The sequence below is a fragment of the Geothrix limicola genome (assembly GCF_030268085.1).
Classification (GTDB): domain Bacteria; phylum Acidobacteriota; class Holophagae; order Holophagales; family Holophagaceae; genus Geothrix; species Geothrix limicola.
This window is the reverse complement of record NZ_BSDE01000009.1, coordinates 56,331-70,408: the sequence shown is the minus strand read 5'-3', so window position 1 is coordinate 70,408 and position 14,078 is coordinate 56,331. Positions and strand designations below refer to the sequence as shown.

The following is a 14,078-nucleotide window of genomic DNA, read 5'->3' as shown; positions in this document are numbered from 1 at the left end:
TCAATGGACCAAAGACTGCATACAGCCTTGTTCGAGGAAGCGATCAGCAAGGTTGAGCAATGGATATCGGAATCCATTCCAACAGCTACTAGGCTCAAGCCGCCTGAGCTTCAATCGGTTAGCCCTGTATTTCGGGCTGGATGGAAATTCCCACAACTTCGAAACCTCCCAGCATGCTCCTTGCTGTTTGAGGGCACGTTTCCATTTAGTCTGCCTCGGGTCCAAATCACAGACAGGGAACTCAGGGAACGGTGTCCCCATGTCGAACATTCTGGGGTGTTATGCCTTTTTGAGCCTGATCAATTCTTCTCAGCAAGTTCTCCACTTCACCTCGTTAAGGCCGTGATGACAAGTGCATCAAGGTTGATACGAAAATATCAAAGTGGCGACATTGAATCAGAATTTGACCAAGAGTGGCCGATTTATTGGACACGTGATGTCAAGCCACTTCAGAGAGCTTATTCTTTGGTCGACCTTAAAAAAGGAAGCCGAAAGATCTTATACACTTCGATTGAGGGAGGGGATCGGTATTTCTATGATGATGATGAGCAATTACGCTACCGAATTCCCCTGAACTCAAGGGGCGTAGCGCCAAGTCGATTCGAAACCAATGCCGCGTTCATCGAGCTGAAGGACTTTCCGAAGCCATGGGATTTTCCAGATTCAGGGCAGCAGCTGGAGAGGTTTATCAAAAAATACGCAAGTAGTACTGAGCTTGACATCCTCGATAATTTGATATCAGAACGACAGAAGCGGCTATCTCTTCTCTTCAAAACAAATGGTCCTGTCGTGCACCTCCTTGCAGGAGCTGTTCTAAGACCTCCAGAACAATTAAAATTCGAGAAGAATGGCCGCATTACCCTAGCGGGCTTTCGATCAGGGAGTATTTCTGATGATGTCTTTCGCTTCTCAATACTCTCAGGTAGAGCACCATTGAAGCGTATTCAGGTCGATCGACTTGATCATGCATGGATCCATGGACGAAGCCTCGACCCTACACAAGGTGTGTTGATGGGGAAACATGTCATTCTGATTGGAGTCGGATCGCTTGGCTCAGGTGTTGCGGAGTTACTAGGAAGAGCCGGCGTTGGCACCCTCACTCTTATTGATGGTGAAACACTCGAGTCTGCAAATATCTCGCGCCATTCGCTTGGGGCACGTGCGATCGGCCAAAATAAGGCCGACCGATTGGCGAAGGTAATTCAGGAAAACCTCCCTCATCTAACGGTCAAAGGTATACCGAAGAACTTTGAAGATCTTCAAACGACGGAGCTCGACTCATTAAGACAAGCTGATTTGATTATTTGCTGCATTGCGGAATGGGCCTCTGAATTAGCTCTTGATCGATTTCAGGCACTGCATGCGGCTGGAGAATTTCCTCCCGTTCTATACGGTTGGTTGGAGGCACACGCACTCGCTGGGCATGGAGTCTTGGTACCTACTGGCTCTGCCCGGTTCAAAGACATGCTGAACCATTCGGGCCAACGCCGATTCCATACCTTCGATTGGCCTGATGGTTCGAACGGCGTTCGGATTGTTTGTGGGGCTATTCATGCGCCGTATGGATCTGTTGATCTAAGTCAGACGCAGGCTCTGATCGGAAGAATTGCTTTGGATACGATCTTGCGGGAAGAGGACGCTACATGCTGGAGATCGTGGGTAGGTGACATTGAACGTGCCAGACAACTTGGCGGTGAACTGACTCAGGAATGGATTGAGTTACACGGAGATACCCCCGTGGGGCAGTACTACTGTGAAACACCGTGGCCACGCCCAGAGGTAGGTGGCCATGCTTAGTTACTGGCTACCAGACAGGGTCCATCAAGTGCATTTCACACCAGAAGCACTGCATACATTGACTGCATTTCAGCAGGTATCGAATGATCCTGAGGCAGGGGGCCAGCTCTTTGCCCGATTTTGTAATGGCAATGCAATGGTAATGAAGGCGACCTCACCAAAGGCGGCTGATAGGCGATCCAAATTTGGGTTTAGGCAGAACAAAACTGCTGCTCAGGCGGAAATTCTTGAGGAGTACGAGAATGGCCTCCATTTCATCGGCGATTGGCACTCGCATCCCGAACCCACACCTCACCCCTCCGGGTTGGATAGAGCTAGCTCGAGGTCTGTGTTCAAAAAATCCAAAAAGGACATCGGGGCATTCCTTGTGGTCATTCTTGGAACATCGCCTTTCCCATCTGGTATTTTCGTTGGCATGGAAGATGGAGATAAATTAGTCGAGTTGACGCCGGTAACCCGGCAACAGCATGATTCTTATTTAATTACATAATAAAAATTTACTTCAATAAAATTAATTAATTGCCAGAAATGAGGCTTTGCTGCAATGCGAGTGGGTTTATAGATTTGGTTTTTTGGGCCCTTCTCAAGAATCACCCCGATTGACTCCGCCCTTCAGCGGAGTGAATTACCCCAAAAAAGCGTCGAGTCATTTTTGGGTAACGGGCGGACACGAGCTAAGTGGCTTTAATATTTTTATGACGTCTTTTCCAATTGCGGTCGAAATACATGTTGGCCCTCGTCGAGCTGGAAGCCACGAAACCAAATCGCCATCCAGAATTGACCGGAAACTGCCAATTCAAGAGACATCACCCTAGCGAAGGGCCGCAGAAGAAGGACGTGCACCACTCGGTGTATGAGCCCGCGTCTCTCGGAATAGAGACCAAATGGATCGATCGTTCGACGCCATCTCATACGAATATCTTCCTTTGTGAATTTGATGACATCCAGGTTCCACCACATGCCCCAACGATGTACCCAATCCGAATTCAACAATGAGAAATGGGTTAGATCGTTGAACGTTACAGTAAATGGCAAGAATTCGTTGCTATCTTCCTGGACAAGTTTCTTTACTGACAACTTATAAGTGTCCCATGTAAATAGGAGTATTCCCTTGTCCGGATTGACATAAAGGAAATCTAGGATCGGAATGTTGGTCATGTTCCTGATGAGGGACTTCTTAGTCACATTGGTCAGAGAGATCGATTCTTGATAACGATTTAATTGGGATTCCACCTCAAGCAGAAGCTCAAGGTGCTGGATGTCCTTGTCAAGCGCCCGCACTTCAATTTTGGGGATGCGTTCGCTTTCTCGGTCCATAGACAATGGGAAAAATAACGAATATTCAAACAACCCTTTGCAGCTCTCCCAGTGGCTTCCCAAGCAGTTCCTTCGATACCAAAGTCGGTGGGATTTTACATAGGTAGGTAAGAAGATCTTTTTCGCTACCCATTCGGAAGGATTCCCAAGTAGGGACAGGACTAGTTTCTTCGCTATCCCTCCCAAACTCTTAACTAGCCAGGTCGAAGGGATCTCAAGTCCTGAAATCATCTCTTCTAGCCCCCTATGTTCTGGCGACTTCTCAGGTCGAATTACACCCTAACCAATCGTGTGACAGCGCGAATGTGTCATGAGTGTAACCAACTGTCTATGACCAAGTGGTCAAGTTAACGGACCCTCGTTCTTCGGCGGGTAGGTGAGTGCCCGCTGAGATAGGGACGCCAAGTCCGGAAAGTTACGGTAGCTCTTCCGGTACTGCGCCCAGTCCGCATTTGAGATCTGAACCACCCCGAAATCGGACAGAATCGGATTCAGTTCGAGCGCTTTGAATATCGCCTTCGTATGCCGCGCTCTCTAGATAGACCCCCTTCCAGAGAATCGAGGATGCAGTGCGTTTCTTCAGCGCGGGCTTTGCCGCCCCCTTCCCCTTGGATTGGCCTGCCGGCGGTGGGCAGAGCGGAACTAGGAGCAGCTTGACATGGCGCCGCATAGAATCTCGAGGAGCAATCGTTCATTTAGACTATAAGTAAAGCAACGGAGAGGCCGTGCGATTCCCCAACCAAGCCACCATCGAGGATCTGAAAGCCCTAGTCGCAGCCCGCGACGACTCTAGCGCCCCTCACCTCCTCTGGATCCATAAGTGCGGGGATGTCTATCTCCATCCGGTCAGACCCCCCCACCACGTCTCCCATTTCCGAGAATGGGTTGCATCCTCGGGAGCTGCCTACATTTTCGGAACACTTGCCGCTGGGGGTGGCTGGGTAGGACCTAACGCAGCCGCCGATTCCACCTGGATGGCTGACCTCCATGCCCACCTCAACCAGGGCTGGCTTTTACACACGAATGCCTGCATTGACCCCCGTCATCCCACGCCAGGAGCTTAAGCGCGCCCGGACTACCTACGCTTCTCAGTTACCGGAAGGAGGAGGTCTGAAAGGGGCACCCCCACAGCCTTTGCAAGGCGCTCCATGGCATCGATGGACACATTCCTTTTCGCACCTTCGACTGAACTCACGTAAGTGAAATGTAATCCCGCCGCCTCCGCCAGCACCATTTGAGACCAACCCTTGTCCAGACGAGCCTGGCGCAGGTTCTCGGCAAAGGCTTCTCGGGCGGATCGGGCTCGGCTCATCTGCCCGAGGCTGAAGGCGCAATGACTTTAGATCTATAGACTTAAAGTCAAGTTCGCTTTCCCCGAAACCCAAATGGATGAGCTCCAAGCAGCCAGGAGCTCTCCCACCGAACACGCAGCTGCGCATCCTATCTCCTATCAGAGGTCATTCATGAAGGTCGAAACTATGGAATCACTGATCTGGGAATTCCCGTGTCTCTTCCGGAACGGCATGTTCTTCGAATGCGGCCCTGGGTGGACCCAGCTCATTCGAGACCTGTGTAGGAGGCTGGAGCCCATCTGCCTCCGACAGCTCGAAGCAGGGGAGGAGTTCGTTCTGGTGGCCGCCCAGGTCAAATCCAAATACGGAGGCCTGAGGTTCTATGTGGACGGTGGAACCCCTGAATCCGACGAGCTGATTGGTCAGGCGGAGCTGCGATCTGAGCAGATTTGCGAGACCTGCGGCGACGACCACCCACAGGATGAATGCACTCGAGGCTCAGTTTTGTGAGCCTCAGGGGAGGAGACAAAGGCGAGAGGCGAGCTATCAATATCCGCTGATGATGAAGAATCTCGATGGATGTGGATTCCGCGAAGCGGAATCCAAGGCCTGTGGAAAGCCCCTCAGGGCTTTCCACCCGCAGGGCAATGGTTGTGGACCCGAAGGGCGGCTGCCTTGCAGCCGTTTCCTGTGGAAAGGCTGGAGGGACCCGTGGATTGGGGGGGTGGGGCCCCGCAATCCATGGGAGGGGCCGGGCTTTCCATAGGAAATCCAGCAGCCGTTGCAGGCCGGCATCCATCGAGATTCTGCCGGGGTGGGTCGTACCCTTGCTTTGAAATGCGACAAAGTCAATTTAAACGCGTTGGTTTCTTTTAAGACTACTAAAACCTTAAAAAACAATGATTAAAGAAAAATAGAACAAATTGATTGCATAGAATCTACGAATTCGCGCGGACTGATGAGGGTGGCCGTGGCGGTGCCCTGGCTGAGGATGCGCTCGGCCAGCAGATCGCCCTTGGCGTTCAGCGCGAGCAGTCCGAAACGTTCCTCGGCCCAGCCCAGGCAGCGGGAAAGCAGGTAGGCGCCGGCGGCCTTGGGGCTGGTGATGCGGGGACGTTCGGCGGTGCGTTGGGAACGACGGGTCAGTTCCAGGGCGGCCCACAGCTGGCCGGCCTTGGCGGGGCCGAGCCCCGGCTGGTCCAGCCAGTCGTGGAACCCCAGGCCCAGAAGGCCCGCGATGCCCCCGGTGCGGCCGAGCACGGCCTGCGCGAGTTCCACGGCGCTCTGGCCCTGGCGGCCCGTGCCCCAGAGCAGGGCGAGGAGTTCGGCGTCGGCCAGGCTTTCGCCGTGGCCGGCCAGCAGGCGTTCGCGGGGGCGTTGATCGGGAGAGAGGTCGAGGATGCGCATGGGGACCTTTCAGCACGCGATCCAGGTGCCGAGCAGGGGGCGGTAGCGCAGGAGCTCCACCGAACCCGTCAGATCCAGCCGGAGGCAGAGAGCCTGGCGGCCGTGATGGAGGAACCAGACGTTGGCCGCGGCCCGGCGATGGGGCATGACGGTGATGGGCCTGGGCCGCCCGCCCCGCCAGCCGCTGTCGGCCAGGCTCGGCGGAAGGGGCACGGCGGCGGGTCTTCCCCATCTCACGCCTTCGGGCAGGCGGAGGGAAATCCGGCCTTCGCTGGCCTTCCGACAGGGATCGAGCACGACCGTCCGGTGGTGGGTCGTCGCCAGATCGAAGGCGAGGCGCAGGCTGCGATGGAGTTCGGTCTGCGCGGCCCGCAGGGGCGGGCAGATCGGGGCCGGCAGGCAGGCCATCAGGATCCGGGTGACGCGTTGGAGCAGGGGAGCGGTCAGGAGGTTCATCAGGCCCTTGTCCATTTCTTGAGGTCCGCGCGCCAGCGCAGCACCTGCAGGTGACCGTGTCCGCTGAGCCGCATGCAGAGCGCGTCGGTGCCATCGTTCAGGAACCAGGCGCTGGCCAGGGTGGTGCGGCGGGGCGTGACGGTGATGATGGGGTGGGATTCGCCGGTGCGGGCGGCCAGGGGATCGGGATCCATGCCCGGCGGCAGGGGGATGGCGGCGGGTTTGCCCCACCGGATGCGGCGGCCCAGCTGCACCGAGAGGTGCTCTCCGGCGCCGGTGGCCTTGCCCAGGGCCACCTTGACATCGGTACCCCGGGCCCGGGCCAGGGTGAAGGCCTGATCCAGGCTGCCGACGATCTCCTGGTGCGCGGCGGCCAGCTCGGCGTTTCCGTTGTCCCAGCAGAGCGGGAGCACGGCCGCGAGGAAGGCCGCCATGCCCAGAGCGATGGTCAGTTCCAGCAGGGACACCCCCCGCTGGGCGGATCGTCGGCAGCCCGAAGCCATGGCCGCCTCCTACTTCTTGGGGGCCGCGGGATGCGGCGCGGGCGTGGTGGCGAGAAAGGGTTTGAGCTTGGCGTAGGACTTCTCGCCGATCCCCTTCACGTTCATCAGCTCTTCGGGGCGCTGGAAGCCGCCGTGCTGCTTGCTGTCGGATCCAAGAATTCCTGCGACTTCCAACAAACCTTGCGAATGCTCGATTCAGAGTTCCCATATTCTTTGGAGAATATGAATATCTGAAGGCACAGGGGTCAGGGGTTATGTCGCTTGGTTAGTGCGCGATACTTCAAATGGAAGGATTGCGCAGGAGGCTTGCTGTCAAGAAAGTTGGAGATCTCGAGGGCCTGTCCAACTTGTTGACCATGGCAACCCCGAATTTAGGTTAGAGCAACCCATCAGCGGATCCACATAGCACGTACTCAGAGTGGAGTTTTCAGTGGCGAATTAGCGTTCAAACCACGATGTGAACCAATCTACGCAGCGGCGTAGGAGAGAAGGTTTTAACTTTCGCTTCTTGTCTTGTTCGACGTGTCGACGTACCTGAGACCGCATGACCCTATCGACTGTCTTCTTAGACCATTGTTGAGCCCATTCCACCTGGCCCCGTCGGATGAAGAAGTGAGATAAACAAGGAGCGTCTGAAACCAGGATAGAAGGGGTGACAGTGGGAAATCCCCCTTCTATAACGAGGTGATGCTGATCAAGTAAATTCAGCATGACTCGATGACCGCAACCACAGGCGCAGGCCAAGGCGGCCATCTCGAAGCGACGGCTGTAATAAAACTCATATGGCCCTACCTGGGGCGGAAGCCGATCACTCTCGATTATGCGATATAATCTGTCGCTCATGTTGTTTCATCAATTGTCATTGCGGCAACATCAAACACAACGGCATGTGAATCTGTTAGGCGGTCGAAGAATCCCATGTACTGCTTGAACCGGATCACCGCCATCGCAGCATTGAGTGCGTTGAGTTCCGCAATCTGAGGTTGATTTCTATATTCTTCATCATGGGCATTTTGTGCGGGCAAGTAAGGCGTGCCATTGAGCTTGTCAAAATCGCCAGGCGCGCCGCCAGCGGTACGAACGAATCCATACAAGCCATTTGTGCCCTTATTCAAACCCATGCCCACGTCCACAAATGGCACTGAAGCGCTGTGGCATGCCTGAACAATCATTTGTCGAGACGGAGCATCATCAACACAGACGAAGATGAAGTGGAAATCAGCCAAGCACGCGACATTGGTTTGATCAACGCGTTCAACATGTGGCTTGATGCCGCCATGAAAGTTTCCATAGGCCTCGGCCAATGCCTCGACCTTGGGCAGACCCAGTTGCCTCTCTCCATGCACCCCAGGGAGTCGAAAGAGCGTGTGCACGTGGACAATGTCGTCATCGAAGAGATGGATCTCCTCAAGATGGGTCTTGGCGAGGTAGTCCAACACGTACGCGCCGGTGCCGCCACATCCAATGATGGCCACTTTCTGCTGTCGTAGTTTATGTGACAGCTCCACCACGCCTTCACGGGCAGACAGCGTGTCAGGGAATTTCAACGGGCTTATTGCTGACTCAATGTGTTTTGTCAGGACCCGTCGAGGGGTAACGCCGGGAAACTTATGAATGGCAGGCGAAGCAATCAGGGCAAGGTACTGGTTGATTTTTTCCTCGATAGAGTGGTACGGCCTCAAGCCTTCCGGCTTGCTGGAGAGCATCCGGGTGCCGACAATTTGATCCGACACTATACGTCGCTCTTCGATCGTACCTGCGTAGACTCTTTGTCCATCAAGGTTGCAAGGGATCTCACCGGCAAAATAGACCTTATGGTCCGATGGACTGCCAATCAGGTATCCCTCGCGCAGATCTATTGGACTGATCATGTCGAGATACTTCAACTCACCCGAGGCGTTGAGATAAGGCACGCCGAAAATGATGAGATGGGCGTTAATAAACCCGATGTCGTAGCCCTGTTTGACGAGAGTTTCGATGAACGGATTACGACTCGCCAGTGCCTGTAATTCGGAAGTCCATGCCATCTCTCACCATAACTTCTCCGCCGGGAGGCAGAGTGCCTGTCAAGTTGTCGGAATTCCCTTTGTAGTATTTAACTATGAAATTCGTTCCAGTCGCACCGGGGAATGCCAGCGCCACTAGTGCCGCATACGAAATCTTTTGGTGAGGTACCACATGATCAACTGTGTTCACTGAGATCGTGACTGTCTTGCTATCCGACATAAGTTTCTCCGGCCAATCTGTGCAGCAGGTTGAAATAAATAGCCAGGTAGGTCAAGGGAGAATCTTGAGGTGTGATACGGACTCATTATCTAAAAATTACATCAGAGATTCTGTGGTATCGGCTCGAAGTGAGCTTCCTACGAGGATTCCAGGGGGAATGAGGACGAGGTGTTCCCTATTTTCGGTCATGTTGGACCAGAAGAAATTGCCATTGCACATTCATAGCTTGCTCAATTCCACTTCCGACTGTCGAAGTCTCTCCCCTTGAGAATTCTCAGTACGACTCATCTTCCAAGGGGATTGGAACCACTGATGGATTGGTGTGGTCATTGGGACCTTCCTCAAATCTCGCGCGAAAACCAGGGGTCATGGGGAAAGCGGGTTTTCAAGAACGAATACATTGCCCAAAATGCCATTGAGCTATTTGCGTACAATCTAGCTGACGTTAGGGGGTAGGGGGCAGATTGGTTGGGGAAAACTAGATTGGATAAAAGAGTTCTTCAGATCCGCGGGTCAGATAAACACATCGGATCATTGTGAGGCGTTGATGATTCCATTTCGAAAATTCACGAATTCACAAAAAATCACCCTTTGGGTGGGAGGAATTGGCGCCATTTTGACGTTCATCCCAATCTGTATCAATCTTTACCAGTTAGGAGCTTCACATCGAGAATTTGTCCGCCAAAATGATAAATTGCTCTATGACAGGGGTGCCGAGGCGCTTAAGAGTATTCACCAAGCATATGGGGAGCTTCTAAGTATCCTCGCAAATCCAGATTTTGGGGTTCCAACGAGTATCTACGATCCTGCCTATCAAAAGATTGGAGAAGCAACTTTCAAACTTGGAGAGTTCAATCAGGATCTCGCCCGCCTCACTGATCAACGGAAAGTCCAAGCAGGAGAAGAGGTCTATTCGTGGGCCCAGGTAATGCTTGTTAAGGCCAGTCTTCACCGTCAACGGATCGAATCCGTAGAAAAGGCCACAACTGAGCTTGTTTCCTGTCAAAAGCGTGAAGGGGCTTTCTACTCCAGACTTCAACGAGAGCTAAACGACAACATCGAAGAATTAATCCGTAGTGAGAATGAACTCTACTTCTCTCTCAGGGATTTTGATCTTGAGGCACTAGGTGCCGTTGAACAGGGGGTCAATATTTCTTTTAAGGAGGCCCTTTCACTCGCGCCCGTTCCATCGATGTATGAGCAGTACGCTCGGCGACAAGTGCTAATGACTAAGGCCAAGGCATATCGATTTAAGGCATCCGAAGCATCTTTTGTCATTGCGCGAGTGCGAGCATATACTGATCCTGAATATCTTAGCCACGATCAGTCGACGCTTAGTCGGGACACAGCTTTCTATCGAAAACTCCAGGTCATGAATAAATTTATTGTGGACGCTCTGAAAAAGAACCCGAAATTAAATCAAAGCCTTCCTCCACATATGCGTTTAAATGATGGTGAGGCTGCATCTCGATGATATTTTAGTTATTCTTTACTGATCAGAGCTTGGAGGGAATCAAGGATGTACATCCGCCGATTAGTAATTCGGAATTTCCGCGCCCTAAAGAATCTAGATATTCAACTCCAACCCGGCCTTACCTGCCTGATCGGTGAAAACAATTCAGGGAAGACAACTCTTCTTCATGCACTGAGATTAGTACTTGATGCCAATCTCTCAAATTATACCCGACAGCTTTCACGTGATGACTTTTCAAGGGGAGTCAATTGTGACGAACCCCAACAAATTCTGATTGCAGTTGAACTAACAGGGTTCGCAGCGCGGCCAGAAGAAGAAGCCCTAGTAAGCGAGTGGGCCACATCTGATGACGTAGCCGCGCTTTGTTACAGGTTCAGACCCGGAAGGTCCGCCCGTCAGGGAGTGAAGGATGGATCCAGATCGCCCAAGTCGCTAAAAATCGAAGACTACGAGTGGCAACTGGCAGGTATCGGAGGGAAAGACCCAACTTTGATTCAGTGGGATGACGAGTTAGGTGCTCCTGCTCGTTTTGATCGGCTTTGCGCTTTTCATATCACTTTTCTCCAGGCGTTACGGGATGTGGAAGAAGACCTTCGGCGTTCCAGGTTTTCTCCTCTTACCAAACTGCTCGATGAAGCTAATCTCTCCGAGATAGAAAAAGAGAAGCTTCTTGACCGCCTCCGATCAGCGAATGATGAACTCAAGAAAGAAGCGGTTGTCACAAATCTAGGTGAGAGCATCCGATCATCCCTGCTGCAAACTGTGGGAGATAGCTTCAACTTCGGAGTTGAGGTCGGAATCTCCGATCCTTCATTTAATTCCTTGGCGCGATCCTTGGTTTTGTTGATCTCATCAAATGGTCTCGCTGAAGCTGATCCATCTAGAAATGGACTTGGGCTTAATAATGCACTCTATATCAGCATGCTAATGGAGGTATTTAGGCAGCGGACATCGCGATCAAATATTGCTGGTCAGCTGCTCCTCGTTGAAGAACCAGAATCACACCTTCATCCCGAGCTTCAACGAATTGTATTTTCGAGCCTGCAGACAAGTGGATGCCAGGTGATTGCGACAACGCACAGTACCCATGTAACTTCCATTTCTCCTTTGAAAAACACAGTAATACTGACTGCAAATAGGAGTTCCCACTCTACCTGCGTGGTGCCTTCCATTGGATGTGGCTTGAATTCAGAGGAAGAGAAGGACCTGGAACGATATCTTGATGCAACACGATCAACTCTCCTTTTCGCCCGGCGAGTCATTCTTGTTGAAGGGATGTCAGAGGTGTTCTTGATTCCGCCTTTGGTCAAGGAACGACTTGGAATAGACCTTCAGATGGAAGGTATAGCTGTCATTGCGATACATGGAACTCATTTCGCTGCATATGGGAATCTCTTTAAAAAAGGTGGTATTGAAAAGCGGTGCGTGGTGATTACCGATGGAGATCTATCACCAGAGACTGAGGCTGAAGATGAGTGTGGCGGAGGTAATGAGGATGGTGGGAATCCTTCAATCGAGGGACTAAAAAAGCTGGAGGGACCTTTTTTCAAGGTTATCGCTTCGCGTACCACTTTTGAACTTGAGCTTGCGAGTAAGGGGAACCTCACGATGCTTCGAAGCACAGCCACTAGGCTTGGGGCCGCCAAAACCGCTGCACTGTTACAAGGGGCCGATAAAAAGAAGTCTCTCAGCCAAACTGAACTGAATTCAGTGGGCCAGGCAGTTCTGCGAACTGCGAGAAGGTTTGGCAAAGCCAGATTCGCTCAAGTGGCCTCTGAGTTTGCAAACCAGGCGAACGATTTGCCTGCCTACATCGAGGAAGCTGTTGCTTGGGTGCGAGGTTGAAACTTACACAAGATCAGCAGAGCGCTGTTTCACATCCGACACATCTATCGCTAGTTTCGTGCCCAGGAAGTGGGAAGACGCGTACTCTGATTGCTAAAATTGTAGAGATTTTGCCGGAAGTGACATCATCCACTCGCCTCGTGGGATGTATTACGTACACGAACGCTGCTGTTAACGAGATTGAATCTCGCCTTTCCGGACTTGGGTTCAGGGAAGGGTACAGCTGCGAAGTTGAGACAATTCACAGTTTTTGTTTGAAGCACATTCTTGTCCCATACGCATGGCACATTAAAGCCTTTTCGAATGGGTTTGAGATCTTAGCCTGTGATGACCAAAGATTTGAAGGTATAGTTACCCATATTTTAAAAAAATATAAGCTGCCTGGTCGAGCGCGTGGTCAATTCGAAAACCTATATCGAGGCAGCGGCCAGCTCCCAGAAGACATTAGCGAAGAAGCTGCAAAGGAATACTGGGCTGTACTAGATAAAAATAATCTTGTTGACCTTAATGGGATCATCTACTGGTCTGCTCGTCTTGTGTTAAAAATTGGCCATATTGCACGGGGTTTGGCGAGTCGGTACCAGTGGTTACTTGTTGACGAATTCCAAGACACTACAGTAATGCAGGTGGAAATCCTACGTGCAATCAATCGATACAAGCGAACCAAGTTTTTTATTGTCGGGGATCCATTTCAATCAATCATGTCTGGCTTTGGTGCTAGACCAGATCTAATGAATGAATTCGGTGCTGAGGTCTCTGCTCGAACTGACATAGAGCTTCTAGAGAACTTTCGGTCCTCGGAGAAAATACTCAAACTCGCCGACAAATTATGCCCTCGGTCAGAACGAATGAAAGCCTCTGGTGAATATGCGGGATTCTCAAGGCGGCCAGAGTGGTACGCAGTTCCAGATATGTCTTTCGGGATTTTAAATATTTTCCTTCCCGCGGTGCAGGAGCATGGAATATCTCTGTCTCAGGTTGGGATTCTGGCCAATAGGTGGACAAGTCACCCGCCACTGGCTCGTGCTCTTCGTGAAAATAAGACTCCCGTGATTGGCCCGGGCGCGCGTCCCTACAGGCGTGGATCATCCTTAATTGCAAAACTTCTAGAAGAAGTTTCGGCTTGTGCGCTCTCACCGACAATCGGTAGTTTTTCGACTGTTCGGAGGGAAGTTAGCACTCTGTTGCGTGAACTCCCTGTTTCGCGCCAGTCAGATCTTGGATTTCAAGGCGACGTGACTGTAGTCAGAATTCTTCGTCACGCGAAGGCGATAGCTGGCTCCAAGAAATCCGCAATTGAGTTCATAGCAGAATTCACCACCCACCTGGCTGAGACTCTTATCGAATCCGAGTTAATCCTGGAGACGGATATTTGTAAGTTGAAGGCCGCGTCCGATCAAATGATTACTGAAATACAGAATCACGAGCGGAGCCATGGATCCAGAGGAACTACTGTGCAGGACCTTGGACTATTCGCTCGAGGTAGTGAGGCAGTAAGGCTCTTAACAATGCATAGCTCGAAGGGGAGAGAATTCGAGGCTGTTGCTCTTATCGATGTGTTCGATGGGCATGTCCCATTCTACAAATGCAAACCTGGTGATGAAATTGAAGCAGAGGGTCGGAGGCTCCTATATGTAGCCATCACCCGAGCCAAAAAACTCTTAATGTTGTTCACGCTTAAGAACCCAGATATTAGAACGAAACCATCCCGGTTCCTGAAGGAAATTTTTCCCGCCGGGCCTTCAATTCGGTAACAGGGTT

14 protein-coding genes are annotated in these 14,078 nt (G+C 51.9%); 5 read left to right on the top strand and 9 right to left on the bottom strand.

Annotated features, from left to right (window positions below):
- The first annotated feature begins 3 nt into the window (after positions 1-3).
- Both QSJ34_RS17440 and QSJ34_RS17435 read left to right on the top strand, forming a co-directional pair.
- Positions 4-1,797: a ThiF family adenylyltransferase gene (locus QSJ34_RS17440; RefSeq protein ID WP_285577738.1), complete on the top strand. Its 1,794-nt coding sequence runs from the start codon at positions 4-6 to the stop codon at positions 1,795-1,797.
- Positions 1,790-2,287, top strand: coding sequence for a Mov34/MPN/PAD-1 family protein (locus QSJ34_RS17435; protein WP_285577736.1), 498 nt, complete (start codon positions 1,790-1,792; stop codon positions 2,285-2,287). The genes QSJ34_RS17440 and QSJ34_RS17435 overlap by 8 nt, the downstream gene beginning before the upstream one ends.
- Before the next feature lie 203 nt (positions 2,288-2,490).
- Here the strand turns inward: QSJ34_RS17435 and QSJ34_RS17430 are convergent, their stop codons facing one another.
- From QSJ34_RS17430 to QSJ34_RS18640, 9 genes are all read right to left on the bottom strand, one after another.
- A complete protein-coding gene (locus QSJ34_RS17430) occupies positions 2,491-3,177 on the bottom strand; it encodes a hypothetical protein (protein ID WP_285577734.1) in 687 nt (228 codons plus the stop codon).
- A gap of 1,012 nt (positions 3,178-4,189) precedes the next feature.
- The gene (locus QSJ34_RS17425; protein WP_285577732.1) at positions 4,190-4,426 is read right to left on the bottom strand and encodes a helix-turn-helix domain-containing protein; all 237 of its coding nucleotides are present in this window, start codon (positions 4,424-4,426) and stop codon (positions 4,190-4,192) included.
- A gap of 883 nt (positions 4,427-5,309) precedes the next feature.
- Positions 5,310-5,813 (bottom strand): UPF0758 domain-containing protein, encoded by a 504-nt coding sequence (locus tag QSJ34_RS17420; protein ID WP_285577730.1) that lies wholly within the window; start codon positions 5,811-5,813, stop codon positions 5,310-5,312.
- A 9-nt stretch (positions 5,814-5,822) separates the two neighbouring features.
- Positions 5,823-6,269, bottom strand: a complete 447-nt coding sequence (locus tag QSJ34_RS17415) for a hypothetical protein (RefSeq protein ID WP_285577729.1) — start codon at positions 6,267-6,269, stop codon at positions 5,823-5,825.
- Positions 6,269-6,772: a pilus assembly FimT family protein gene (locus QSJ34_RS17410; protein ID WP_285577727.1), complete on the bottom strand. Its 504-nt coding sequence runs from the start codon at positions 6,770-6,772 to the stop codon at positions 6,269-6,271. The genes QSJ34_RS17415 and QSJ34_RS17410 overlap by 1 nt, the downstream gene beginning before the upstream one ends.
- A 9-nt stretch (positions 6,773-6,781) precedes the next feature.
- Positions 6,782-6,946 carry a ComEA family DNA-binding protein gene (locus QSJ34_RS17405; RefSeq protein WP_285577724.1) on the bottom strand — a complete coding sequence of 55 codons (165 nt, stop codon included), beginning with the start codon at positions 6,944-6,946 and terminating at the stop codon, positions 6,782-6,784.
- A 264-nt stretch (positions 6,947-7,210) separates the two neighbouring features.
- Positions 7,211-7,615 carry a ubiquitination-like system serine protease family protein gene (locus QSJ34_RS18645; RefSeq protein ID WP_476620525.1) on the bottom strand — a complete coding sequence of 135 codons (405 nt, stop codon included), beginning with the start codon at positions 7,613-7,615 and terminating at the stop codon, positions 7,211-7,213.
- Complete coding sequence (locus tag QSJ34_RS17400; RefSeq protein WP_285577722.1) at positions 7,612-8,799, bottom strand: ThiF family adenylyltransferase; 1,188 nt, start codon at positions 8,797-8,799, stop codon at positions 7,612-7,614. Before QSJ34_RS17400 ends, QSJ34_RS18645 begins: the two co-directional genes overlap by 4 nt.
- Positions 8,759-8,998 carry a multiubiquitin domain-containing protein gene (locus QSJ34_RS18640; protein WP_420798877.1) on the bottom strand — a complete coding sequence of 80 codons (240 nt, stop codon included), beginning with the start codon at positions 8,996-8,998 and terminating at the stop codon, positions 8,759-8,761. The genes QSJ34_RS17400 and QSJ34_RS18640 overlap by 41 nt, the downstream gene beginning before the upstream one ends.
- A 547-nt stretch (positions 8,999-9,545) precedes the next feature.
- On the opposite strand from QSJ34_RS18640, the gene QSJ34_RS17395 reads away from it, so the two are divergent.
- Genes QSJ34_RS17395 through QSJ34_RS17385 form a run of 3 tightly spaced genes read left to right on the top strand, consistent with a single transcriptional unit; the run spans position 9,546 to position 14,071 of the window.
- Positions 9,546-10,472: a hypothetical protein gene (locus QSJ34_RS17395; protein WP_285577720.1), complete on the top strand. Its 927-nt coding sequence runs from the start codon at positions 9,546-9,548 to the stop codon at positions 10,470-10,472.
- A 45-nt stretch (positions 10,473-10,517) separates the two neighbouring features.
- Positions 10,518-12,317: an ATP-dependent nuclease gene (locus QSJ34_RS17390; RefSeq protein WP_285577718.1), complete on the top strand. Its 1,800-nt coding sequence runs from the start codon at positions 10,518-10,520 to the stop codon at positions 12,315-12,317.
- The gene (locus QSJ34_RS17385) at positions 12,302-14,071 is read left to right on the top strand and encodes a UvrD-helicase domain-containing protein (RefSeq protein ID WP_309568736.1); all 1,770 of its coding nucleotides are present in this window, start codon (positions 12,302-12,304) and stop codon (positions 14,069-14,071) included. The genes QSJ34_RS17390 and QSJ34_RS17385 overlap by 16 nt, the downstream gene beginning before the upstream one ends.
- Positions 14,072-14,078: the final 7 nt, after the last annotated feature.